The 23,635-nt window shown below is 57.5% G+C and carries 18 protein-coding genes; 16 read left to right on the forward strand and 2 right to left on the reverse strand.

The features are described 5' to 3' along the window. The first annotated feature begins 220 nt into the window (after window positions 1-220). The 4 genes from BLQ12_RS21250 (at window position 221) to BLQ12_RS21265 (ending at window position 4,414) form a co-directional block, all read left to right on the forward strand. A complete protein-coding gene (locus BLQ12_RS21250; protein WP_092213886.1) occupies window positions 221-1,480 on the forward strand; it encodes an aminotransferase class III-fold pyridoxal phosphate-dependent enzyme in 1,260 nt (419 codons plus the stop codon). 285 nt (window positions 1,481-1,765) lie between these two features. Further along, window positions 1,766-2,608: a transketolase gene (locus tag BLQ12_RS21255; RefSeq protein ID WP_092213888.1), complete on the forward strand. Its 843-nt coding sequence runs from the start codon at window positions 1,766-1,768 to the stop codon at window positions 2,606-2,608. Window positions 2,609-2,619: 11 nt separating this feature from the next. Further along, the gene (locus tag BLQ12_RS21260; RefSeq protein WP_092213890.1) at window positions 2,620-3,636 is read left to right on the forward strand and encodes a transketolase family protein; all 1,017 of its coding nucleotides are present in this window, start codon (window positions 2,620-2,622) and stop codon (window positions 3,634-3,636) included. Between the two features lies 1 nt (window position 3,637). Continuing rightward, window positions 3,638-4,414 (forward strand): hypothetical protein, encoded by a 777-nt coding sequence (locus tag BLQ12_RS21265; protein WP_092213892.1) that lies wholly within the window; start codon window positions 3,638-3,640, stop codon window positions 4,412-4,414. Between the two features lie 874 nt (window positions 4,415-5,288). Here BLQ12_RS21265 and BLQ12_RS21275 read toward each other — a convergent pair. Then, on the reverse strand, window positions 5,289-6,323 hold the full coding sequence (locus tag BLQ12_RS21275) for a YeiH family protein (protein WP_092213896.1): 1,035 nt from the start codon (window positions 6,321-6,323) through the stop codon (window positions 5,289-5,291). 526 nt (window positions 6,324-6,849) lie between these two features. Here BLQ12_RS21275 and BLQ12_RS21285 point away from each other — a divergent pair. The 12 genes from BLQ12_RS21285 to BLQ12_RS21340 all read left to right on the forward strand — a co-directional run bounded on the left by BLQ12_RS21285 (window position 6,850) and on the right by BLQ12_RS21340 (window position 22,417). Beyond that, the gene (locus tag BLQ12_RS21285) at window positions 6,850-7,746 is read left to right on the forward strand and encodes a LysR family transcriptional regulator (RefSeq protein ID WP_226859958.1); all 897 of its coding nucleotides are present in this window, start codon (window positions 6,850-6,852) and stop codon (window positions 7,744-7,746) included. Between the two features lie 259 nt (window positions 7,747-8,005). Beyond that, window positions 8,006-9,670, forward strand: coding sequence for an acetolactate synthase large subunit (locus BLQ12_RS21290; RefSeq protein WP_092213900.1), 1,665 nt, complete (start codon window positions 8,006-8,008; stop codon window positions 9,668-9,670). A gap of 235 nt (window positions 9,671-9,905) precedes the next feature. Then, on the forward strand, window positions 9,906-11,288 hold the full coding sequence (locus BLQ12_RS21295) for an aldehyde dehydrogenase family protein (protein ID WP_092213902.1): 1,383 nt from the start codon (window positions 9,906-9,908) through the stop codon (window positions 11,286-11,288). A gap of 632 nt (window positions 11,289-11,920) precedes the next feature. Continuing rightward, the gene (locus BLQ12_RS21300) at window positions 11,921-12,550 is read left to right on the forward strand and encodes a hypothetical protein (protein ID WP_254782093.1); all 630 of its coding nucleotides are present in this window, start codon (window positions 11,921-11,923) and stop codon (window positions 12,548-12,550) included. 618 nt (window positions 12,551-13,168) lie between these two features. Then, window positions 13,169-13,666: a cytochrome P460 family protein gene (locus BLQ12_RS21305; protein ID WP_175469985.1), complete on the forward strand. Its 498-nt coding sequence runs from the start codon at window positions 13,169-13,171 to the stop codon at window positions 13,664-13,666. Window positions 13,667-14,132: 466 nt separating this feature from the next. After that, window positions 14,133-15,107 carry an AAA family ATPase gene (locus tag BLQ12_RS21310; RefSeq protein WP_092213908.1) on the forward strand — a complete coding sequence of 325 codons (975 nt, stop codon included), beginning with the start codon at window positions 14,133-14,135 and terminating at the stop codon, window positions 15,105-15,107. Window position 15,108: 1 nt separating this feature from the next. Next, window positions 15,109-15,987 (forward strand): DUF58 domain-containing protein, encoded by an 879-nt coding sequence (locus BLQ12_RS21315; RefSeq protein ID WP_092213910.1) that lies wholly within the window; start codon window positions 15,109-15,111, stop codon window positions 15,985-15,987. Further along, window positions 15,984-16,646: a hypothetical protein gene (locus BLQ12_RS21320; protein ID WP_092213911.1), complete on the forward strand. Its 663-nt coding sequence runs from the start codon at window positions 15,984-15,986 to the stop codon at window positions 16,644-16,646. Before BLQ12_RS21315 ends, BLQ12_RS21320 begins: the two co-directional genes overlap by 4 nt. 460 nt (window positions 16,647-17,106) lie before the next feature. Further along, window positions 17,107-18,102: a vWA domain-containing protein gene (locus BLQ12_RS21325; protein WP_092213913.1), complete on the forward strand. Its 996-nt coding sequence runs from the start codon at window positions 17,107-17,109 to the stop codon at window positions 18,100-18,102. Then, complete coding sequence (locus BLQ12_RS27550; RefSeq protein WP_175469986.1) at window positions 18,099-19,943, forward strand: VWA domain-containing protein; 1,845 nt, start codon at window positions 18,099-18,101, stop codon at window positions 19,941-19,943. The genes BLQ12_RS21325 and BLQ12_RS27550 overlap by 4 nt, the downstream gene beginning before the upstream one ends. Further along, entirely contained in the window at window positions 19,944-21,683 is a 1,740-nt protein-coding gene (locus BLQ12_RS21335) for a BatD family protein (protein WP_092213915.1), read from the forward strand. It begins immediately after the preceding gene. After that, complete coding sequence (locus BLQ12_RS21340; RefSeq protein ID WP_092213917.1) at window positions 21,680-22,417, forward strand: SH3 domain-containing protein; 738 nt, start codon at window positions 21,680-21,682, stop codon at window positions 22,415-22,417. Before BLQ12_RS21335 ends, BLQ12_RS21340 begins: the two co-directional genes overlap by 4 nt. Before the next feature lie 229 nt (window positions 22,418-22,646). Here BLQ12_RS21340 and BLQ12_RS21345 read toward each other — a convergent pair whose 3' ends face one another. Next, a complete protein-coding gene (locus BLQ12_RS21345; RefSeq protein ID WP_092213919.1) occupies window positions 22,647-23,486 on the reverse strand; it encodes an MBL fold metallo-hydrolase in 840 nt (279 codons plus the stop codon). Between the last annotated feature and the right edge of the window lie 149 nt (window positions 23,487-23,635).

Consider the following 23,635-nt stretch of genomic DNA (forward strand, 5'->3'; position numbering starts at 1 on the left):
CTGCCTCCGGAGGCCAGGGGATACTTAGCCGAAGTGGCTTGCCACCCCTGAACCCCAGGTTGCGGAAGCCCTCCCCTTCGCTTCTCAGGGTGAGGGCTTCCGCGAAGGTTTCTGTGAAATTGAGCAAAACCTGTTTGTCAAACTTTTTAAAAGTTTGGCCCCCGGCAGGGCCGCCGGAGGCAGGTTTTTATGAAAAATCACATCCAACTGTGAGGTGACCATGGACACATACAGTTATGCGCAATCGCAGGCTTTGTTTGATCGGGCCGTGAAGGTGATTCCCTGCGGTGTGCCCGGGCACATGAGCCCTGCCGTGAACATTCCGCCGTCTGCCTACCCCATCTATGCGGCGCGTTCGGAAGGGGCCCTCTTCTGGGACGTGGACGGCAATGAGTTCATCGACTACATGTGCGGATACGGTCCCATGATCCTGGGGTACCGGAACCCGGTGGTGGATGGGGCGGCCCGGCGGCAGGCCGATGAGGCGGATCTGACCATGTGTGCTTCCCCGAAGATGGTGGAGCTGGCCGAGACCCTGGTGGACATGGTGGACGCCATGGACTGGGCTTTTTTTGCCAAGAACGGCGGGGACGTGACCAACTATGCCGCCATGGTGGCCCGAAGCGCCACCGGCCGGAAAAAGATGGTGGCCATCAAGGGCGGGTACCACGGGGTGGCTCCCTGGATGCAGGCCCTGGGGCACCACGGCATCCTCGAGGAGGACCACACCCACACCCTGCGCATCCCCTGGAACGATGTGGCGGCCTTTGAGCAGGTGATTGCCGAACATCCCGGCAATGTAGCGGGCTTCATCGCCACCCCCTACCATGTCCCCACCTTTTACGACAACGAACTCCCCGACCCGGGGTACTGGAAACAGATTGAGGCCATCTGCAGAAAAGAGGGGATCGTATTGATCGTGGACGATATCCGCCACGGCTTTCGCCTCAACATGAAGGGCTCCCACGTGCACTACGGGTTCACCCCGGATCTGGTCTGCTACTGCAAGGCCCTGGCCAACGGGTATCCCATCTCCGCCCTCATGGGCACCGAGGCCATGAAAAATGAGGCGGCCAAGGTCTTCTACACCGGCAGCTACTGGTACCAGGCCGTGCCCATGGCAGCGGCCCTGGCCTGCCTTGAAGAGCTCAAAAGGCTCGATGCCCCAGCCTGGATGCTCAAGCAAGGGAGCGATCTTTTCGGGAAGATGGAAACCATGGCCGCCGGCTACGGTTTTCACCTCAAGGTGACCGGTGAGCCCTCCATGCCCAACGTGCGCCTAACCGACGACCCCAGCGGGATGCTCCACCAGGCGTGGTGTGCGGAATGCACGAAACGGGGCGCCTTTTTTGCCTCCCACCACAACTGGTTTATCTCCACGGCCCACGACGACGAGGTGTTGGCCCGGACCCTTGCCATCTGCGACGAAGCCTTTCAGGTCATCAAAGAGGCCGCAGAAAAGGGGCGGCTGGCGTCGTGAGTGCGGACTATCTACGGAAGAGGCACCGGGAAAAGTCCGATGAACCACAGGGTTAAAAGGGATAAAAAAAAACAAAAGCGATGCCTCCGGCGGCGAGGTGTGCCACCTCGAAAGCAAGTTGCGAATGCGCTTTCCCCTTCGTTCCTCAGGGAAAATCACATTCGCTATTGATTCAGATTAAATTGAATCTGTTTTCTAAAACTTGTTTATTAAACTTTTTAAAAGTTTAGCCCCCGGCAGGGCCGCCGGAGGCATTCTTTTTTACCAGAATAAAGGAGAGAAACGATGGCATTGACCGATGCGGAGATCAGGGAGCTGGAAGAGCAGGCCTGGCAGCTCAGGCACGACATCATCAACGTGACCGTGTGGGCGGGTGGGGCCCATATCGGCGGGGGGCTCAGCATGCTGGATATTCTGGTGCTCCTTTATTTCAAGTATCTGAACATCGACTCCAGTCATCCGGAGATGGCGGATCGGGACCGGGTGGTGGTGAGCAAGGGCCACGGGGGCGTGGGATTTGCCCCGGTCCTGGCCCGTCGCGGGTACTTTGATTTTGAGTCGCTGAAAACCTTCAACCAGTTCGGGTCTCCCTTCGGCATGCACCTCGATGCCGCCAAGGTGACCGGCGTGGATGCCTCCACCGGCTCCCTGGGGCACGGGTTGCCCATGGCCGTGGGGCTGGCCCTGGGGGCGCGGGCTCAGAAGAAGGCGTGGAAGACCTATTGCATCTTGGGGGACGGGGAGTGCAACGAGGGGGCGGTGTGGGAGGCGGCCATGTCGGCGTCCCATTTCGGGCTGACCAATCTGGTGACCATTGTGGACCGCAACGGGTACATGATCGACGGGGCCACGGAGGAGGTCATGGCCCTGGAGCCGTTCAGCGACAAGTGGCGGGCCTTCGGGTTCCATGTGCTGGAGGTGGACGGGCATGATTTTGCAGCCCTTGCAGGGGCCATCGACACCTCCCTTTCCGGTGACAAGGGACCGTGCGTGATCATGGCCCATACCAAAAAAGGGCGGGGAATCGATTACATGGAAGGAAATGTGAAGTGGCATTACGGCAGCATCGATTCCACCCTGGCCGAGAAGGCCCGGGCATCTGTGGACCGCATGTACGGCAAGGCCTAAAGGAGGGCACCATGAGTGAAGTGACCGGAACCACCTGGACTGTCTACGACGCCAACTCCATGACCCAGGCGGAAGTATACGGCCATGTGCTGTGTGATATCGGTGAGGAGCGAGACGATGTGGTGGGGCTCACGGCGGATCTGGCCAAATCCACCAAAATCGGGTTGTTCGGGGAAAAATTCCCGGAGCGGTTTTTCAACGTGGGCATTGCCGAGCAGAACCTCTTCGGCGTGGCCTCGGGCATGGCCCTCTCCGGTTTGACGCCCTTTGTCTCCACCATGGCGGCCTTTGCCTCCATGCGGGCCTGTGAGCAGGTGCGTACCGACATCTGTTACCAGAACCTCAATTGCAAGATCATCGCCACCCATGGCGGGATCTCCTTCGGGACGGCGGGCAGCACCCACAACGCCCAGGAAGATGTGGCCATTATGCGTTCCTTTCCCAACATGACGGTGATCATCCCGGCAGACGGCATCGAAACCGCCAACGCGGTGCGTGCCTGCGTGGACTGGGACGGGCCGGTGTACATCCGCGTGGGCAGGGGATTTGAACCCACCTGGTACGACAGCGAGGAGTACGGCTTTCAGATCGGCAAGGCCGTCACCGTCAGCGAGGGCACGGATATCACCCTGATCTGCTGCGGGGTGACGGTGCTTCAGGCAGCCGAAGCCGCCAAGGCCCTGAAGGCGGAGGACGGGTTGAGCGTCCGGGTGCTCAACCTTCATACCATCAAACCCCTGGATGAAGAGGCTGTGTTGCGGGCTGTCCAGGAGACCCGGCGCATCATCACCTTTGAAGAGCACACGGTCCACGGAGGGCTCGGCAGCGCCGTGGCCGATGTGATCGCGGCAAGCGGCAAAGGGTGCGCCTTTGAAAAGGTGGGGCTGCCCGATGCCTTTTCCCTGGTGGGGTACCCCGAGGATCTGTACGCCCATTACAAGCTGGACACCAACGGCATCATCGAAAAGGTGCGGGAGGTCATGGGGCGTGATTTTGAAGAGGACGAAGACTGGGAAGATGAGGTGTGACATGACAGAAAATCGAACACATCTTGCGACGCGCATTTTGCTGAAAGCACTTTTCCCCGTGATGAAGGTGGTGGTGGCCGACGACCCGAAGATGACCAATCGCTTTGAAGGCATTTCGACCCGGGTACGGTTTACTGTGGCCGGTGACGGGGGGCCCTGGGGCACCGATGTGGTGTTCGAGGACGGTGTGCTTTCCGTGGATGGTGCCATGGAAGGGGCCCCGGAAGTCTCTTTCCGTTTCAAGAGCCCCGAGGCCTTCAACGCCTTTATGGCCGGCAAACCCGTGATCCCCGGGATTCGGGGGTGGCGGCACCCTGTCCTGATCGGGAAGATGGTTTCGCTGCTTCTGGCCATGAAGATTCTCATGCCCGATGCCCGCCCAAAGCAGGAGGAGAAGCAGCGGATGAAGGTGAAGATGATCATCTACATGATCACCACCGCCTTGAGCCAGTACAACAAGGGGGGAGATCCGGAGATGAGCCGGTGGACGGGAAAGCAGCCCGATCGTATTTACCAGATGTCCGTGGACGGTGAAGAGATTGCCGCCTACGTGCGTGTGAAGGCAGGCAAGACCAAGGCGGGACGCGGGATGTATACCCGCAGGCGTCCCTTTGTCCATATCTGCTTCAACGGGGTCCAGGGGGCCCTTCCGGTTCTTATGGGGGATGTGGAGTTTGTGGAGGCCCTGGGGCGACAGCTGGTGACCGTGGAAGGATCCCCCGAGTACGCCGCGAACTTAAACGATTACATGCAGAGGATCCAGGCGCTGATTGTGTGAACCTGTGGGATGTACGCAAAGGAAAGAGCCGCGCCGCATGTGGGTGCGGCTTTTTTTGTGTGTATCAAACAGGGTTGAAATAGGGGACAGGCAAAAAAAGGCCTTCGGACTGGCTGATCGGTATGGGAAATAAAGGGGTCAGGCCAAAATCGGACTGCCGGAAAGAAACCGCGGAGGGCAGGCTGCGCTGAAGTAACCTGCCAGTGATAAAGAGGCGACGGAGCAGGGGGACCCCAGGGGTATTGCGATCTTTTAGCGGTGGATTTGACAACAGGAGAACCCGTGTATTACACTGCGAAGTTACTTCATGGGTAATACCCCCGAAGGGGTGGGCATTTTCATCCACACGTTTTTAAGCCTTTGCGTCCAGGGCTGTCTTCATGGGAGAAGTACCGCTCCGGCTGGTCGGGATTAAAAAAGGACAAAACAAGGGACGGTGTGTGGATGAAAAGTACCCCGAAAAAGAGGGGGAGGAAAGGCCCGTAAGGAGGAAGTTGGGAAGTTTGGGAAGTTGGATCCGGGCCTTTTTTTATCAGCTGATGATTTTCAGGGAGGTATAGCTTTTTTTGTCTCATCAGCCATTGACTTGTTCCCCTTCGAATCCCCAACGCGGATGGGAATTCGAGGTATTTCGCAGATGATACCCGGCTTGGAAGTGATGAAGAAGGGACGAACAACTTCATCAAGGACCGTGCAACATCTTGTATGCATAACTATAAGATATTTTAAATCAGGTCAAATTCAACGTATTTAAGAAGTTTATCAATATGATTGATCTGTCTCTGCAGGCGTGCCACGGGAAGGGGCATGAAACGGCAACGGGCCGTCCTCCCCGAAGAGACGACGGCCCGCTGTATAAAATTCCGGTTGTGTATCAGGCAAAGAGTGCGGACATGAGGCGGGTTACGCCGTAGCCGCCGATGGTCAGCCAGCCAAAGAGGATCAGTGCCAGCCATACGGGCTTCATGCCGACGCCTCTGATGCGGTTGAAGTTGGTCTCAATGCCCAGGGCGCACATGGCCATGGTGAGGATGAAAAGGTCCAGTCGGTTCCAGAAGGCCACCACCGGTGTGGGGATTACATTCATGGAGTTGATACCGGCCACGATGATGAAGAGTACGGCAAACCAGGGAATGGTTATTTTGCCGCGCTTGCCTTCCTCGGCTCCTTTGCGGCGTCCGAGCCAGATGCTGATGCCGATGAGAAAGGGGGCGATGAGCATGACGCGGAGCATCTTCACGATGATGGCGGAAGAGGCCGCCTCAGGGGAGATGGCGTTGCCTGCGGCCACGGCGTGGGCCACTTCGTGGATGGTGCCCCCGATATAGATTCCGAAGAGCTTTTCGCTGATGTCAAAGAATCCGGCTTTGTAAAGGGCCGGGTAGAGGAACATGGTCAGGGTGCCGAAGAGGACAACCGTTGAGACGGCCATGGCGCTCTTGTGGGCATCGGATTTCAATACCGGCTCTGTGGCAAGAACGGCTGCGGCACCGCAGATGGAGCTGCCGATGGAGGTGAGCATGGCCGTTTCGTAGTCCAGCTTGAAGAACTTGATGCCGAGGAAGCTCCCTAAGAGAAAGGTCGAGGTGGCCATGGTGACGCTCACGGCGAATCCGGCGGTCCCGACGGCGGCGATGTCCTGAAAGGTGATGCGGAAGCCGTAGAGGATCACCCCGAGTTTCAGCAGGGTGCGCGTGGCAAAGACGATGCCGGGCACCCATCGAGCAGGAAGGGCCATGCGCAGGGTGTTGCCGTAGATCATGCCGAGCATGATCCCTATGATCAGGGGGCTGACCCCCATTCTTTTGATGGGTGGAAATTCAGAACAGTAGATGGCTGTTGTGGCGAAAAGGGTGACGAAAAGGAGGCCGTTCATGGCATCTTTGCGATTTTCTGCTGGAAAAAACATCGGTTACCGCTCCTTGTGTCCTGCTTTGGGCAGCCCGCCTTGCGGGCCAAAATCGTATGCGATACGTCGCTTCAGTTCGTCCCCGAAGTGAAGAAACACCTCTCCTGTGCCTTGCATGGCCAAGGTTTGGGTGTTGGGTTTCAGCTTGTGGGAGACGAACGTGAGTCAGGGTGTTCTTTATGGCTGTTACCTTTAAGATAGCAGGCCATGTTGTTGAGTCCCTGGGGTGGAGTTTTTTCAGGGTGTATCGGGCAACGGGCGGTGCACATGTGGCGCCGCCCGGTGCCGTGGAGATACAGACTGCTTTTTTGTTGCTCCACTCCGTGAAGGAGATGCGCTTGTTTTATGAGTTGGGCTATGATAAGTCAAATTCATTGTATTTAAAAAGCTCATAAAAATATTTGATTTCTATGGGTGATTGGTTTAAAATTCAAGATGTTGTTTCAAACAGTGTCGGGGCAATATCGGGGGAAAAGCAGAAATACCGGGCTATTTACCGGTTTTATAGCAAGGAGATGACGTTACCATGCAAATGCGCATGACACTAAGGCAGCTGGAGTTGTTCCTGGCTCTGGCAAAAAGGCCTCACATCGGGGAAGTTGGCAAAGAGGTGGGGCTGACTCAGTCGGCCGTCTCCATGGCCATCAAGTCCCTGGAAGAGATTCTTGAGACCCGGCTTTTCGACCGGATCAATAAAAAGATTGTGCTAAACGAAAACGGCCGGCTTTTCCTCGGCCGGGTGGAGCACCTTGTGCTGGGCCTCAAGGAGGCGGAGTCCATTTTCCGGGATGAGCACCTTCACGGTGAGATCCGCGTGGGGGTGAGCTCGTCCATTGCCAACTACATTATCCCGAAGATCTTCTACAGCTTCATGCAGAGCCACGACGGGGTAAGCTTTAAAATGGAGACGGGCAACACCCATGAGGTGGCCTCGCTGATTGAAAATGGCCGGGTTGACATGGGGTTCATCGAGGGCGAGTACGACGGCCTGGATATTCAGCATGAGGTCCTCGGCAAGGATGAATTGTATATTGTCACCGGCGATGCGTCCCTGGTGAGGGAGGAGCCCTACCGCATGGAAGAGCTCCTCGGCAGGCGCTGGGTGCTTCGGGAAAAGGGTTCCGGAACCCGTGACACCTTCATGAGCCACCTGGGCGATCTGTCCAAGTCGCTGAACGTTTACATGGAGCTTGACCATACCGGTGCGGTGAAGTCCATCCTTTCCAACAGGGATACCGTCTCCTGTCTCTCCAGGTACAGCGTGCAAAAGGAGCTGAAGTACGGACTGCTGTTCAGGCTTCCGGTGGAGGGCTACTCCTTTACGCGGTCGTTTTACACCATCTGGCACAAGAACAAGTTCATGAGCTCGCTGATCACCGCCTTTATCGAGTTTACCCGAAGCTGGGACGGCATGTCACGTTAGCAGGCATCCTTAATCTGCCCCTTCCCCGCGGCGTGCCTTTTATACAGACATAACCATGGGTTTTCCTGCCGGGACATCGCTTGTCCCTGCAGGGGAACTATGGTAGTTTGATTCTGGAACGCATCTCAGCCTCCCCTTTCTTCCCTCGAATCTATCCATAGCCTCCTCGCGTTTCCTTTTCGCCTCCCTGTCCTTTCCTATCGGCTTTGTCGGTGGTGTGCCCACCGGAGCCCCAGACGCTTTTATGTGGAGAGACCCCATGTCCCCGTCCAGCAGTCCCGTAAAAACATCGGAGCTTTTGGTGAAAGCCCTTGAAGGAGAGGGCGTTCGGTACGTTTTTGGCGTGCCGGGTGAGGAGAATCTGGATTTTCTGGAGGCCCTTCGAACCTCCACCATTGAGTTCGTGTTGACGCGTCATGAACAGGCGGCTGCCTTCATGGCCGCCACCTACGGGCGTCTCACCGGTCGGGCCGGGGTGTGCCTTGCCACCCTGGGGCCCGGAGCGGCGAATCTTGTGACCGGTGCGGCTTATGCCCAGCTTGGTGCCATGCCCATGGTGATGATCACCGGCCAGAAGCCCATTACCCGGAGCAAGCAGGGACGCTTTCAGATTGTGGATGTGGTGAGCATGATGCGTCCCCTGACAAAGTTCACCCGCCAGATTGTCCACGGCAACACGGTGCCTGCCCTGGTTCGCGAGTGCTTTCGGCTCTCCGAAGAGGAGCGGCCCGGTCCGGTGCACCTGGAGTTGCCCGAAGACATTGCCGGTGAGGTGGTGGAGGACTGGCACCTGATTCCCCGGAGGGCTCCCTGCCTCAGCTGCGCGTCGAGGGCGTCGGTTGCCAAGGCGGCGGAGATGATCGAGGCGGCCTCCTCTCCGCTTCTGCTTATTGGGGCGGGGACCAATCGGAAGCAAGTGATCGAGCCCCTTCGGGCGTTTGTGGAGAAGACGGGCATCCCCTTTTTCAATACCCAGATGGGCAAGGGGGTCATTGGTGGGGCCCATCCTTTATACATAGGTACCGCTGCACTTTCGGATAACGATTACCTGCACTGTGCCATTGATCGGGCCGACCTGGTCATCAACGCCGGCCATGATGTGGTGGAGAAGCCCCCCTTTTTCATGCGGCCCGGGGGCAAGACGGTGATTCACGTCAACTACAGCCCGGCAGAGGTGGATACCGTCTATTTTCCCCAGCACGATGTGGTGGGGGATATCGGCAACAGCTTCAGCCGCCTTACAGAGAGACTTTCCAGAACCGATCACCATGATTTTTCCTATTTTATGAAAATCCGCCAGGAAGTGCTCGGGCACATGGCCATGGATGCCGACTCCAATCGGTTTCCCCTCCTGCCCCAGAGGGTGGTGGCCGATGTCAGGAAGGTGTTGCCGGCAGACGGTATCGTGGCCCTTGACAACGGCATCTTCAAAATCTGGTTTGCCAGGAATTACCGGACCAACAGGGACAACACCATCTTGCTTGACAACGCTCTGGCCACCATGGGGGCGGGGCTGCCCTCGGCCATGGTGGCGGCCATGCTTAAGCCTGACCGGCGGGTCATGGCAGTCTGCGGAGACGGCGGCTTCATGATGAACTCCCAGGAGATGGAGACAGCCGTTCGTCTGGGGCTTAATCTGGTGGTGCTGGTCCTGCGGGACAACTCCTACGGGATGATTCGCTGGAAGCAGGCCATGGACGGATATGCCGACTGGGGCCTTGAGTACGGAAACCCTGATTTTGTGCTTTACGGAAAGGCATACGGTGCGGGCGGGCATCGCGTTGAGAGTGCGGACAGCTTTCTACCGCTTATGGAGCGGTGCTTCGAGGAGGGTGGTGTCCATCTTATTGACGTGCCGGTGGACTATTCGGAAAATCAGCGGGTCCTGATCAATGAGCTGGCAGCCCGGGTGTGCCTGCTGTAAACAGCGAAATAGTTTTGTAACTATTCAGCTCAAAATGCCTCCGGCGGCCCTGCCGGGGGCCAAACTTTTAAAAAGTTTGACAAACAGGTCTTAAGCAAGCCTTTCCGGCTCCGCCGATATAATGTCGACTTTTTCGTGCATTAGGAGCGGTTTTTTTGAGCTTTTTTCAGAAAAACGACCCGCCGGAGATAACCTGAAAGAGGTACAAACTGACACACCCTTGAAGGAGGGCGATATGAACGTGGAGGTGCGATCCCCCTGGGACGGGCAAGTACTGAAGACTTTGCATATGGGCGGCAGGGACCGTGTGGAAGAGCTTCTGGTGAAGGCCACCGGGGCCCTTCAGAGTTGCAAGGCTTGGATTCCTGTGTGGGAGCGTCGGGAAATCCTGTTGAAGACGGCTGCAGATGTCAGGGCAAGGCACGAGGAATTTTCCCTGACCATTGCACAGGAGGGAGGAAAGCCCCTGATGGATGCCAGGGTGGAGGTGACCCGGGCCATCGGTGGCATCGAGTTGGCCGCAGAAGAGATGGGCCGCATGGCTGGCCGCGAGGTTCCCATGGGATTGAATCCGGCATCCGCCGGCCGTCTTGCCGTGACGACCCGGGAACCCATTGGCGTGGTGGTGGCCGTGAGCGCGTTCAACCACCCTTTGAACCTTGTTGTGCACCAGGTGATTCCCGCAGTTGCCACGGGGTGCCCGGTTATCGTGAAGCCCGCCACGCACACGCCTTTGTCCTGCATTGCCCTGGTGGAACTCCTGCACAAAAACGGGCTTCCCGAGGCCTGGTGTCAGGTGGCGCTCCTCGGCCGCTCCGAGGCCGAGGCCCTGGTGACAGACGCGCGAGTGAATTATCTCAGCTTTATCGGATCGGCGCAGGTGGGGTGGGGGTTGCGGAGCAAGCTGGCTCCGGGGACCCGCTGCGGGCTTGAACACGGGGGCGCGGCTCCGGTGATTGTGGGGGAGGATGTCGACCTGGATCTTCTGGTCCCCCCCCTTATGAAAGGGGGCTTTTACCATGCCGGGCAGGTGTGCGTGTCGGTTCAGCGTGTCTTCGCCATGAAAGGTATCGCAGGCGAGCTGGCTGCTAAAATGGCCCAGGCGGCATCGACGTTGATTGTGGGAGACCCCACCGACAGCACCACCGATGTGGGCCCATTGATCCGCTCAGGGGAAGCGGACCGGGTTGATGCGTGGGTAAAAGATGCCGTGAAGGCAGGAGGGCAGGTGCTGTGCGGCGGCATCAAGGTGTCTGAATCGGCCTATGCCCCTACGATCCTTATGAACCCTCCCGATACGGCCCGGGTTTCCACCGAAGAGCTTTTTGGCCCGGTGATTTGCGTGTACCCGTGCAAGAGCATGAATGAGGCGGTGCAACGGGCCAACAGCGTTCGGATGGCCTTCCAGGCGTCGGTGTTTACCCATGACATCGACACGGCCATGCGGGTGGCTCGGCACCTGGACGCCTCGGCTGTCATGATCAACGATCATACGGCGTTCAGGGTGGACTGGATGCCCTTCGGCGGCAGGCGCGAGAGCGGCCTGGGCGTGGGGGGCATCGGAGACACCATGCGGGAGATGACCCAGGAGAAACTGATCGTGTTCCACCACCGATAGAATTCCCTTCACTACAAACACACATACACTGAATGTGAGAAATAAATAAGGGTCAGGCAAATAAGCTTGACAGTTTTTCTTCTATGATGTCAAAATGTTGACGTGGCTGTTGATCCGCAACGCCCTGTGACCTTTATGTCCTTCCAACTCAAAACCAGGGGCTATGGCAAAAATAAAATATACACGTATTGGCGTGTATAGCATTCCATGAATGCCTTACCGACCGGTGAATTCCCGACACCGCTCAAACGGCCAATAGTTCAGGATGTATAATTATTTCCCGGCCGAGCCCCAGCATCCCGTGATTTCGATGCCAACATGATTCGATAAGGAGGTTTTGTATGCCTCGTAGCCTTCGAATGCTTGTGCCGGACCGGGCCTGTGCCTACCATATTATCTCTCGAACTGCCCTTGACGGGCTTCCCTTTGATCCCCGGGATAAAGATGAACTGGTGCGACTTATCAAATGGCTCAGTCGTGTCTATTTCGTTGATGTTCTGGGCTATTGCATTATGGGGAACCATTTTCACATTCTCGTTGTTGTGCACCCGGACCTTTCTGCTACGGATGCTGAAATCAGGCGTCGATTTGTTGTGCGATATGGCCCAAAGCGAGTTTTTCCGGAGTCGGAGATGGCTCGCCTGAAGTCAAAATGGTGCAACCTTTCAGAATATGTCAAAGAGGTGAAACAGTCTTTTTCAAGGGCGTTTAACGAAAGGCGGGATCGCAGAGGGACACTTTGGGGAGATCGATTCAAAAGTGTCATCGTTGAAAACGGCGGGGCGCTTCTGAACTGTCTGGCCTATATAGATTTAAACCCCGTCAGGGCCGGTATTGTCAAACGCCCGGAAGACTACCGGTGGTGTTCACTGGGGTACCATGCACAGACCGGGAACCGGGAAGATTTTCTTTCCGATGACTTCGGGCTTGTGGAGTTTGGAGTGACCTCTTCCGAAGAGCGGCTGACCAGGTACCGGGAATATGTTTACCATGCAGGGGCCGTTGAAAAAGAGGGGACCGCAAAAATCGAACGGGGCATTCTCGAAATGGAAGAAAAGGGAGGTTTCCGCATGGGCCAGGTAAGGCGCCTGGGGTACCGTGCGAAATGTTTTTCCGACTCCGGCGTCATTGGCTCCCAGGGCTTTGTCGCTGGGATGCTGCACTATTTTAAAGAACGTATACCGAACAAGCGCAAGAGGGTTCCCCTTGAGGTCTCAGGGTTTGAAGGGATTTACACCATGAAGCGATTGAGCCGTGCTTGACGAGGTTGGGGGAGGCTGTGGTGGTGTTCGTATAGAACGAATTTCCAAGGCAGGGGTGCGTCTTTGCGCTTTGTGGGGTGGTGAAGGTTGGGCGTTTGAATCGTGCAAACAGAAGAGTGATACGTAGTGAGGTATTAGGGTGGTGCCTCTAAGAAGCGAAACGGTTTTTATGCGGTTATATCGTTTTTGTTTATTAACTACTTGAAAATAAGGGGTATGTTTGTTCTGTGCCGCCTTCGCGAATGCTCGGCGTTACCTTAAGGACAGGATCGTTCCTGCCGATTACCAGCCGATAAAAATGGCCATGCTGTTTTTGAAATAAAAACTTGCCTGACCCCTGACAATACAAGAGGGCTGTTCAGGCAGGGGTGGATGATGTATAGTGTGAAGATTAAATTATAGCGAATACTCAATGGTTTGTGTGTGAATTATCCCTCCGTAGATCAGCCCTGATGACACTCCGCTCATATCCTATTCTCAATGACGCCGATACCGACCTGAAACGCTGAGTACGGAAGGCTCACCATGGCAACAGTGCCTCGCAGACACGGGTGTGCGGGGTATCATGCAACGCATACAGTAACGATACGGAAATCATACCAGAAGAGGGAGAGCGCCATGAAGAAACGATGGATGCTGGCCGCTGTGGCCGTGTGGGTGGTTATCGGAATCGGAGTGGTCAATGCCATGAAACCTGAACCCAACCCTGATAAGCTGTGGCGATACATCACCGAAGGGTCCCCCTATGACACCTGGGGGTTCTGGGGAGACCACATAGGGCTTCAACCCGGGGCAGCACCCCATGGCCCCTTTCACAAGGTTTATGTGAACAAGCGAGGCCTTGACTCCATGAGAGCTCCGGCGCATTACGGAACCCTCATCGTCAAAAATAACTATGGCGATGAAATGGGAACTGACCTGAAGGCTGTTACGGTGATGTACAAGGTGAAGGGATACAATCCCGAAGCCGGGGACTGGTTCTGGGTGAAGTACACCCCCGAAGGAAAGGCGGAAAAATTCGGAAGCCCCCAGGGGTGCATCGATTGCCATGCGTCCATGGTCGATAGTGACTATATTATGGTTCACAGTTTTGGTGGCGAAGACGAAGAAGAATAAGGTTCAAGGTACCACTCCGGCATTGACTCCTGTTCCGGTGAGATGTTTCTGGTAACCATTACGGTAACATTACAAAGAAGTCATTTGTTCTCAGGCGGTACAAGGGTGTAACGTGGCCGCATCTCCTCCTTTACGGAGGAGGTGCGGTTTTTTTGTGAGAGCCATTTAAAAAGCCGGTGACGTTTACTATCTGGGTGTGGCTTTGTTCCCCTTGAAACCTGACCCCAAAATGCTTATATATTTGCAGCAATTCTCTGAATCGATGGCCGCTTGTTAGAACCAGCCAGAGACTTTGGAGAAAAAGAAACGATTGCAACGTGTTGCACTGTCGCCTTACGTCACTGCGTGCCGCGTCTCATTTTTTTGCCGGATCGCAAGGGCCAGAACGCATTCAAACCCTTGAATGTTTCGAGCCCAGAAGTGTTCGGGTTGAACCTTATGTCTGTGCAGACCGGAGATACTACATATGGAAGAACTCAAAGCGAAAGTAGAAGAGTCCCACGGCCGGATCAACGCCGTTCGTCAGGAGATCGGCAAGGTGCTTGTGGGACAGACGAAACTGGTGGACGGGCTCCTCATGGGGCTCTTTACCCGGGGGCATATCCTCATCGAAGGGGTGCCCGGCCTTGCCAAGACCAGCGCGGTCAAGGCCGTTGCCGATGCCGTGGACGCTGCCTTCAAGCGGATTCAGTTTACCCCGGACCTGCTGCCCGCAGACCTCGTGGGCACCGAGATTTACCGACCCCAGTCCGCGGATTTCGTGACCCGCAAAGGCCCCCTGTTCCGCAACATCATTTTAGCCGATGAGATCAACCGGGCTCCCTCCAAAGTGCAGTCCGCTCTGCTGGAGGCCATGCAGGAGCGCCAGGTGACCATCGGGGACCAGACCTTTGCCCTTCCCGACCCGTTTCTGGTCCTGGCAACCCAGAACCCCATCGAGCAGGAGGGAACCTACCCGCTTCCCGAAGCCCAGGTGGACCGTTTCATGTTCAAGCTGCTCGTGGATTACCCCAGCAAATCCGAAGAAAAAGAGATCATGCGCCGGGTGGGCTTTGAAAACCCGGAGGAGGTTCGTCCCGTCATCACGCCCGCCGACCTGTCGGCGACCTTTGACCTTATCCATTCCATCTACATGGATGAGAAGCTCAGGGACTACATCGTGGACCTGGTCTGCGCCACCCGTCAGCCGGGTGAGGTGGACGGCGACCTGGCCGCATGGATCCGTTTCGGAGCCTCCCCCCGGGCCACCATTTTCCTGAGCCTTGCGGCACGGGCCTGGGCCTTTCTCCAGGGCCGCACCTACGTGACCCCCCAGGACGTCAAGCAGATTGCCCCGGATGTCCTTCGTCACCGCATCATCGCCTCCTACGAGGCCGAAGCCGAGGACATCACCACGGATACCATCATCGAGAGGCTTTTTGAGAGGGTGGAGGTGCCCTGATATGCTCCCGGCCGAGGTCTTGAAAAAAATCAAGCGGATCCATATCCGAAGCCGCCGTATGGCCGATACCATGATGGCGGGGCACTACCGCTCCGTCTTCAAGGGCGCGGGCATGGAGTTCGAAGAGGTGCGGGAGTACTCCCCGGGTGATGAGATCCGCAGCATCGACTGGAAGGTCTCCGCCCGTATGGGGCGTCCCTTTATCAAGCAGTTTCGCGAAGAGCGCGAGATGGTGGTGATGCTGCTCATCGACATGAGCCGCTCCGGGTTTTTCGGTACCGGCGAGAGCCTCAAGGTTGACAAAGCCGCGGAAGTGGCCTCTGTCCTGGCCTTCAATGCCATTAAGAACGGGGACAAGGTGGGGGCGATCTTTTTTACCGATCAGGTGGAGCAGTATATCCCGCCCAAGAACGGATCGGCCCATATCTGGCGCGTTATTCGGGAGATTTTTACCTTTACCCCGACATCCCGTGGCACCGATATCGACGAAGCCGTTGCTTTCCTTGCGCGGGTATGCCGTAAGCGCACGGTGAGTTTCGTGATCTCCGATTTTCTCGCCGAACCCTGCACCCGCACCTTGAGGCTTGTGGGACGAAAGCACGAACTCATCTCCATTCTTCTTTCCGATCCCGGGGATTTCCTGCTTCCCGGCACCGGGCTCCTGACGACGCGGGACTTTGAAACCGGCCGAGACGTGGTGCTGGACCTGTCCAACCGGCGGTGCCGCGAAAAGGTGCGCCAGGTCAAGCTGGCTGAAAAAGCCGAGATCATGGATGAGATGAAACGTGCCGGTGTGGACATCATCGATCTCTCCACCGAAGCCTCCACCACGGATGCCCTCACCCGGTATTTTACCTGGCGGGAAGGGAGACGGCGATGATGAAATCCCTTGCCCGTATGGGGCTTTCGGTTTGTTTTCTGCTCCTGTTCCTGATGGCCCCCTGCCTGTATGCCGAAGAACCCCCGCAGCCTCCCGCGTCACCTTCCGCAGTTTCTCAGGCCATCGAAAAAGCCCCCATGACCGATATCCACGACATCGCCCCCCCTCTTTTTACCGGTCTCTCGTCCGGTGCGAAAAAGGCCATGTTGTATGGGGGCATCGCCCTTGGCGTCGTGCTGTTGGTGCTCGTGGGGCTTTGGCTCTGGTTCCGGCGCAAGCAGGGGCCGAAAAAAGCACCCGAGATCTACCAGCCTCCCGATGTCCTGGCCCTCATGGCCCTGGACCGCATTGAAACGTTGATGAGCCAGGACGGGAAGGCGTTTTACTTTGAGCTCTCCGAAGCGGCCAAGCATTACCTCAAAGGGCGGTTTGGCCTAAACGCCCCGGAGATGACCGCCGAGGAGCTGCTGCCGAGGCTGACTGGCCTTCCGGTGACACCGGACCAGAAAAAAACGGTCTCCACTCTCTTTGCCCATGCCGAGCCCGTCAAGTTCGCCGGGTTGACCCCCGATGCCAACACCATGGCCGAGGATTTTTCAGCCATCCGCAGCTTTGTCACGGAAACGGCTCCGGTTGCGGAATCGGGAGAGGTCAAATAAGGGTTCAAATAAAAAATAAATATACAAGTCTCCCATGAATGCCGCTGTGATTTAACCCGAGGAACGAGGGGTAAAGCGCAGCGGTAACCAGCTTTCAAGGTGGTTCACCTTGCCGCCGGAGGCAGTCCGGTTACAGATGCCTCCGGCGGCCCTGCCGGGGGCCAAACTTTTGAAAAGTTTGATAAACAGGTTTTAAAGGCAGACTCAGTTTAATCTGAACCAATGGCGAATGTGATTTTCCCTGAAGAACGAAGGGGAAAGCGCATTCGCAACTTGCTTTCAAGGTGGCACACCTTGCCGCCGGAGGCATCTTTTGGGTTTTTACTCTGCCCCTGTCGTTCATCCGATTTTAACCATAGAAGGCATCGCTTTTGTATGTTTTATTATTGTACCGTCCCTAAAACGTAGCTAATGACAGTGGCCGGGCATTTTTTACAACGTTGACCATAGAAGGCATGACATGTTTGAGTTCGCAACGCCGTGGGCGTTTGTTTTGATGGGTGTGCTTCCCCTTCTCTGGTGGGGGATGCGGCGACGGGAGGTCCCGGCGCTCAGGGTCTCGGCTACCGCTCCCTTTTCCCTGGTGGAGCGGTCCTGGGCCGTGTCCGGCGCGAAGCTGGTGCCGCTTTGTGCGGTTTTGGCTCTTGTGTTGATGATCGTGGCCCTGGCGAGACCGCGCATGGGCGTCGAGCACAGCCTGGTGAAGACGGCCGGGGTCAATATCGTCATCGCCTTGGACACCTCGGGCAGCATGGCCGCCCTTGATTTTACCCACGAGGGCAAGACCGTGGATCGCCTGGTGGCCGTCAAACAGGTGGTGGACCGGTTTGTGGCCGGGCGAAGCGGGGACCGCATCGGCCTGGTGGTTTTCGGCACCGAGGCCTTCACCCAGATTCCCCTGACCCGGGATTACAACACCATCTCCTCGATCCTGGAAGAGGTGGAGATCGGCGCGGCAGGAGAGCAGACGGCCATCGGCGATGCCCTTGGGATTTCCCTGAAGCGTCTTGAGGACATTGAGAGCACCTCCAACGTTATTGTGCTCCTCACCGACGGGGAGAACACCGCAGGAGAGCTCGCCCCGCTTTTATCTGCGGAGCTTGCTGCCAAACGGGGCGTGAAGGTCTACACCATCGGTGTGGGGACGAAGGGCAAGGTGCCCTTTCTCGTGGACCATCCCCTGTTTGGCAAGCGCTATGTCTACCAGGAGGTCTCCATGGACGAGGGGACCCTGAAAAAGATAGCGGCAAAGACCGGCGGGCTCTACTTCCGCGCCGAGGACGCCGAGGCCCTGGAAAAAATATGGGCCACCATCGATCGCATGGAAAAAAGCGAGGTGGAGGTGACCTCGTGGACCGAGTACAGCGAGTACTACCGGATTCCCCTTCTCATGGCCCTGGTTTTTCTTTTGACCTCCGTCACCCTGGGCAACACACGATTTTTGAGGGTACCATGACCTTTGCAGACCTGCATATGCTTTACCTGATCTGGCTTGTGCCTGTCCTGGCGGCGATGTTCGCCTGGGGCGGCGTGCGGCGCAGGCGAATTCTTACCTCTTTTGCCTCCGGCAGGAGCCGTTCTTCGGTGCTTCCGGAAAAGACAACGGGCAGGCGCCGCGTAAAGGCGGGGCTTATGGTCCTTTCGGTGCTGTTTCTCATCCTCGCCCTGGCCGGGCCCCGGTACGGGTATGTCTGGCAGGAGGTGGAGAGAAAAGGGGTGGACATCATCGTGGCCCTGGACTGCTCCAAGAGCATGCTGGCCGGCGACGTCAAACCCTCTCGCCTGGAACGGGCCAAACGCGAGATCATCGACCTTCTGGCCATGCTGGAGGGGGATCGCATCGGCCTTGTGGCCTTTGCCGGTGAAGCCTTTCTCCAGTGTCCCCTGACCCTGGACTACAGCTCTTTCAATATGTTCCTTGAGGCCTTGTCCCCGGACTACCTGCCCGTGGGGGGCACCGACCTCCAAGGGGCCCTCACCGTGTCCATGGAGGCCTTTAAGTCCGAGGACGCAACGGACAAGGCCGTTATCCTCATCACCGACGGGGAGAGCACCGACGGCAACCCCGACGAGGTGGCAAAAAAGGCTGCAGAGCTGGGTATCAAGGTGTTTACCATCGGCGTGGGGAGCAAAGAGGGCGTGCCGGTGCCCGATGCCTCCGGCGGGTTCAAGAAGAACCGGGACGGCAGCATCTTGCTCTCCAAATTGGATGCGGCCACCCTCAAGCACATGGCGGCGTTGACCGGGGGCAGTTTCGTGCGCTCCGTGGCCGGAGACATGGACCTGGATGTCATCTACACTCAGGGCATCCGCAAGACCATGGAAGCCCGGTCCCTTGAGAGTTCCCGTAAAAAGGTGTGGGAGAACAGGTATCAATGGTTTCTGGGAGCCGCCATCCTTTGCCTGGTGGTGTATCTTGGTCTCGGAGACGCCAGGAAAAACGGGGCGGCCCTTATGATTGCCCTGTGCCTGGTGATGCCCAGGCCCGCAAGGGCCCTGGACCTTGCCTCTCCCCTTGAAAAGGGGGTCACGGCCTTTGATGCCGGAGACTACGAGTCCGCCTTGACCCATTTCATCGAAGGGCAGCTGAGCGACCCCGACAACCCGGACATTGATTTCAACATCGGCACCGCCTATTATCGCCTGGGCAAATTTGACGAGGCTGCCCAAAGTTTTGAGCGGGCCGCCCGCTCCGAGGCGTCATCCCTTAAAAACAAAGCCCTCTACAACCTCGGCAACAGCCGGTTTAAAAAAGGTGAGGTGGAAAAGGCCATCGACACCTGGGAGAATCTCCTCAAAGCGTCCCCGGAAGACCGGAAAACCACCGAGAACCTTGCCTTTGCCAAAAAGAAACTTGAAGAGATGAAGCAGCAGCAAAAGGACCAGAAAGGACAAAAGGACCAGAAAGGACAGGGGGACAACAAGGAAAAGAAGGACGGAGATTCCCAGGCATCCGATGAAAAGAATCCGGGCCAGCAGGGCCAGGACGGCAAGGACTCCCAGGGCAAGGATAAGGACCAGCAGACCCCTTCCGGCGAAAAAGATCCCGGGAAAGACCAGGCAGGTCAACAGCCGCCTCCCCCATCCCCCGAGGAGGGAGACCAACAGCCTGGGGGGGACGGGGCCGAAGGCGGTGAGGAAGATCAAGCCGAGGGCATGCAGGGTAAGACCGGGGAGCAGGCCCCCGGAGATGAGGAGATGCAGCAGGCTGCCTCTGCCCTCAACCGATTAAAAGACAAACCCGGCGGCGTCATGATGCGACGCGCCGAAAAACGACGTGTGGAAAAGGACTGGTAGATGAAACGCATGTTTCCCCTCTTGTTGACGATCCTGCTGTGCGGCTTGGGAGCCTCCGCCGTCCATGCCGAAGGGGCAAGGGCCGTGGTGGATACCAACCGGTTGAGGCTGGGCGAATCCCTGACCCTGCGCGTGGTCGCCGACTTTGACGACGCCCGGGTCCACATGCCCGAGCTGGCCGACTTTCGTGTGTCTCCCCGGGGCACCAGCTCCCGGATGCAGATGATCAACGGGAGGACCACCCGGGAGGTCGAGAGCCTCTATCTGCTGGTCCCCTTGCGGACAGGGTCGCTGACCATCCCGGCCATTCCCGTTAAGGGACGCGGGGTGGTGGTGCACACGCAGCCCGTAACGGTCCGGGTGGCAGAGCGGGGGGTAGCCTCTTCCACGGATCAGCCCTGGCGGGTCACGGCCGAGGTCTCCAACACCACCCCGTATGTGGGCGAACAGCTGGTGTGGACCTTCCGGTTCCAGACGGCGGCCCGGTTTCAGAATGCCCGGCTGGGAAAGCCTGATTTTGAAGGGTTTTCCTCGGACGAAATGGGCGAAGGGCGCGCCTTTGAACAGGTGATCAACGGGCGGCGATATGCGATCCATGAAGTGACCGAGCTGCTGATCCCCCAAAAATCGGGGGCCGTGGACATCAAACCGGCCAGCCTCTCTGTTTCCCTGGTCACGGGGCGCTCCCGACGGTCCCAGGACCCCTTCTTTGACGATTTTTTCTCCAGCCGTAGCGTGATGGAGCAGAAGCTGCTCACCACCGACGGGGTCTCCCTGACTGTCAGTCCCCTGCCTCCGTACTCCGGGGATGCTTCTTTTTCAGGGCTTGTGGGGGATTTCTCCTTTACGGCCTCCCTTGAAAAAGAGCAGGTCCAGGCAGGGGATCCCCTCACTCTGACCCTGACGATTTCAGGCACGGGCAATATTCGGGATGCCGCGGCCCCCCTTCTTTTTCTTCCCGGGGGGATGAAGCAGTATGGGGATACCCCCGTGGAGGAGATCGGCATGGGCCCCGGGGGCTGGCAGGGGCAAAAGACCTTTAAGACCGCCATCGTTCCCTTGACGGCCGGAACGGTGACCATCCCCCCCGTCACCCTGGTGTGGTTTGATCCGAAATCCGGAAGCTACCGTACCCAGCGCTCCGGCCCCTTAGTGTTCACCGTAACGGAAAACAAAGCCGCCGAAGAGGTGGAGGTGTTTCAAGCCGGTGGTTCTGCCCCTTCGATGACGGGGGTGAAAGATGAGGTTCGGCTCAAAGGCCGGGATATCCTTCCCCTGAAGGTGGACCCGGACGCGGTGACCCACCGGGCGCCCATGTCCATGACCGTTTTCCTGGCATGGCTGGCCGGTCCCCTGGGACTTTGTCTCCTTGTCGCTTTTGGGCTCAAGCGGTTCACCCGGGATCTCAGTGTGGCACAAGCCCTGTCGCGAAAAGCCGCACGGGCCGTAAAGGACGCGGAAAAGGCCGTGGGTGACAACGATCTCTTTTACGAAAAGCTCCATGTGGCCCTTGCCGCTGTGATGGGCGCCCTTGCCGGGCGGCCCGTGGAGGGTATGACCGGCGAAGACATCCGGGGGATCGTAACAGGGGCCGGGGGGCGTGCCGAGGCAGCCGAGGCGTGTGTGGCTATTCTTTCGTGTGTGGAAGCCGCCCGATACGGCGGCGGGTCCGAAGGGCAAGGGGGACGCAAGGAGAAGCTACGGGTCCTTGGGCAGCTCGTAAAGGAGGTGAAAGCATGAAACGCATCCTGTGTGTGTTGGTTTTGTTGATTCCCGCGGTTGCCTTCGGGAGCGAGGCGTCCAAGGTCTTTTACGACGGCATCGCTCACTATGAGAAAGGGCGCTATGACGACGCCCTTACGAGTTTCCTTTCCATTACCGAGCAGGGCATCGAAAACGGCAAATTGGCCTACAACCTGGGCAACACCTATATGCAGAAAGGGGACCTGGGACGTGCCGTCCTCTGGTACGGTCGCGCCAACCGCCTGATGCCCAAAGACCCGGACCTGGTCTTCAACCGGAACCTGGCCCTCTCCCAGGTAAAGGACCGCCAGGAAGAGACGGCAAACCCTGTGGTGTCCGTCCTCTTTTTCTGGAAACAGGGGCTCCCCCTTAAAACCCTCCAGGGGCTTGCCATAGGTGCAGGATGTCTTTTCTGGACCCTGCTGGCCCTTGCGGTGCTGCTGCGCCGAATGCCCCTTAAAACAGCCGCTGCCGCCACCGGCGTTTTCTTTGCCCTCCTTGCCGCCACCGCCCTCTGGGACACGGCCGCAGACGCCCGTATCCAAAAGGGCGTGGTCCTTCCCGAGGCCGTCTCCGTACGATCGGGCCTCGCCGATACCGCCACCGAACTCTTTACCCTCCATGCGGGAAGCCGAGTCACCGTCGAGCAGGAACGCAACGGATGGATCCGCATCGCCTTTGCCCAGGGCAAAATCGGCTGGGTGAAAAAAGAGAGTGTCGGGGTGATTTGAGGTGCCTTTGGAGCGCCGCACTCCTGTGCGGCATTCGCACGACAATGGTATCCCGGACCATGCTTTCGGATCAGATAGTCAATATGCCCACCTAACGACAAGAGGGCGCATGCCGTAGCCTAAAAAAGCCGCACGGAGTGCGGCGCTCCATAAACGACCCGAAGCCTTTGGAGCGCCGCACTCCTGTGCGGCATGCGTTTCGCAACGACGTTGACCCATACCGGTTTAACTAAAACGTCAGCACTGTTCCGGTGTGGACCGGACGATACACGTCTCCCATGCGGGATATGAGCCCTTTGAGGTGCTCCGGCCCGCCGCTGCAGTGGCAGATCATGACGTGGGGGATTTTTTGCTCCAGAAGGTAATCGGTGGTGCGCTCAATGCGAGCGGGGTCTGCTTCCACCAGGTGGGTGCCGCCGATGACCGCGTGGATGGGTTCATCAAACACGTGTTTTACCTTCTCCAGGATATTGACCACCCCGGGGTGTGAGCACCCCAGCACCACCACCAATCCCTTCATGGTTTTCATGACGAGGACCTGTTCCTCGGAAAAGTCATCGACCTCACGGCCTCCGTTTCGTTCCACCACAAATCGCTGGTTGATGTGCTCAAAGGGGCAGGTCCGTTCAAATCCCGTGACGGAGTAGACCCCCGGAAACACCTCTTTGGCATCCCCTTCGATTTCGTGGACCGCAACCCCCGCTCCGCTAATCTCCTCTTTGGAAAATGCATTGCCCAGAAAGGCTTCTCCCGTCACCCTGAAGCCGTATTTCCTGTTAAAGAACCCGGGCCGTACAAACAGGTTTGTGGCCCGTTTTCCGGCATGCTCGACAAAGGCCTTGTACCCGCCGGAGTGGTCATAATGGCCGTGGCTGATAAACACCGAGTCCACCGCCTCGGTTCGGATGCCAAGGCGTTTGGCGTTTCTCAAAAACATTTCTGTAGAGCCCGTATCAAAGAGAAAGGAGGCCTCTCCAGCCTCAATGTAAAAGGACAACCCGTGTTCGGCTTCCAGCTGGGTGTTCTCTCCGAGTGAATTTTCCACAAGTGTGGTGATTGATACCTTCATGATTGGTTTCCTTTGGGTTGACGACACAGCCCGGCCACAGGGAGGGGCTGTTTATAACTCTTGTGTGAAGAGTGCAGTATTGTCCCATGGCGGGATAGAAGTCAATGGCCCATGGGAGGGCTGGTCGGATCCCCGCGGCACATGTCACG

It is taken from the genome of Desulfoluna spongiiphila, from assembly GCF_900101345.1.
Taxonomy (GTDB): Bacteria; Desulfobacterota; Desulfobacteria; order Desulfobacterales; family Desulfolunaceae; genus Desulfoluna; species Desulfoluna spongiiphila.

Coding starts and splice junctions, on each gene's coding strand:
- BLQ12_RS21265 (WP_092213892.1), top strand. CDS start 3,638: ATGACAGAAAATCGAACACATCTTGCGACGCGCATTTTGCTGAAAGCA.
- BLQ12_RS21320 (WP_092213911.1), top strand. CDS start 15,984: ATGATGAAATCCCTTGCCCGTATGGGGCTTTCGGTTTGTTTTCTGCTC.
- BLQ12_RS21260 (WP_092213890.1), top strand. CDS start 2,620: ATGAGTGAAGTGACCGGAACCACCTGGACTGTCTACGACGCCAACTCC.
- BLQ12_RS21295 (WP_092213902.1), top strand. CDS start 9,906: ATGAACGTGGAGGTGCGATCCCCCTGGGACGGGCAAGTACTGAAGACT.
- BLQ12_RS21250 (WP_092213886.1), top strand. CDS start 221: ATGGACACATACAGTTATGCGCAATCGCAGGCTTTGTTTGATCGGGCC.
- BLQ12_RS21290 (WP_092213900.1), top strand. CDS start 8,006: ATGTCCCCGTCCAGCAGTCCCGTAAAAACATCGGAGCTTTTGGTGAAA.
- BLQ12_RS21340 (WP_092213917.1), top strand. CDS start 21,680: ATGAAACGCATCCTGTGTGTGTTGGTTTTGTTGATTCCCGCGGTTGCC.
- BLQ12_RS21325 (WP_092213913.1), top strand. CDS start 17,107: ATGTTTGAGTTCGCAACGCCGTGGGCGTTTGTTTTGATGGGTGTGCTT.
- BLQ12_RS21275 (WP_092213896.1), bottom strand. CDS start 6,323: ATGTTTTTTCCAGCAGAAAATCGCAAAGATGCCATGAACGGCCTCCTT.
- BLQ12_RS21305 (WP_175469985.1), top strand. CDS start 13,169: ATGAAGAAACGATGGATGCTGGCCGCTGTGGCCGTGTGGGTGGTTATC.
- BLQ12_RS27550 (WP_175469986.1), top strand. CDS start 18,099: ATGACCTTTGCAGACCTGCATATGCTTTACCTGATCTGGCTTGTGCCT.
- BLQ12_RS21315 (WP_092213910.1), top strand. CDS start 15,109: ATGCTCCCGGCCGAGGTCTTGAAAAAAATCAAGCGGATCCATATCCGA.
- BLQ12_RS21335 (WP_092213915.1), top strand. CDS start 19,944: ATGAAACGCATGTTTCCCCTCTTGTTGACGATCCTGCTGTGCGGCTTG.
- BLQ12_RS21310 (WP_092213908.1), top strand. CDS start 14,133: ATGGAAGAACTCAAAGCGAAAGTAGAAGAGTCCCACGGCCGGATCAAC.
- BLQ12_RS21255 (WP_092213888.1), top strand. CDS start 1,766: ATGGCATTGACCGATGCGGAGATCAGGGAGCTGGAAGAGCAGGCCTGG.
- BLQ12_RS21300 (WP_254782093.1), top strand. CDS start 11,921: ATGGCTCGCCTGAAGTCAAAATGGTGCAACCTTTCAGAATATGTCAAA.
- BLQ12_RS21285 (WP_226859958.1), top strand. CDS start 6,850: ATGCAAATGCGCATGACACTAAGGCAGCTGGAGTTGTTCCTGGCTCTG.
- BLQ12_RS21345 (WP_092213919.1), bottom strand. CDS start 23,486: ATGAAGGTATCAATCACCACACTTGTGGAAAATTCACTCGGAGAGAAC.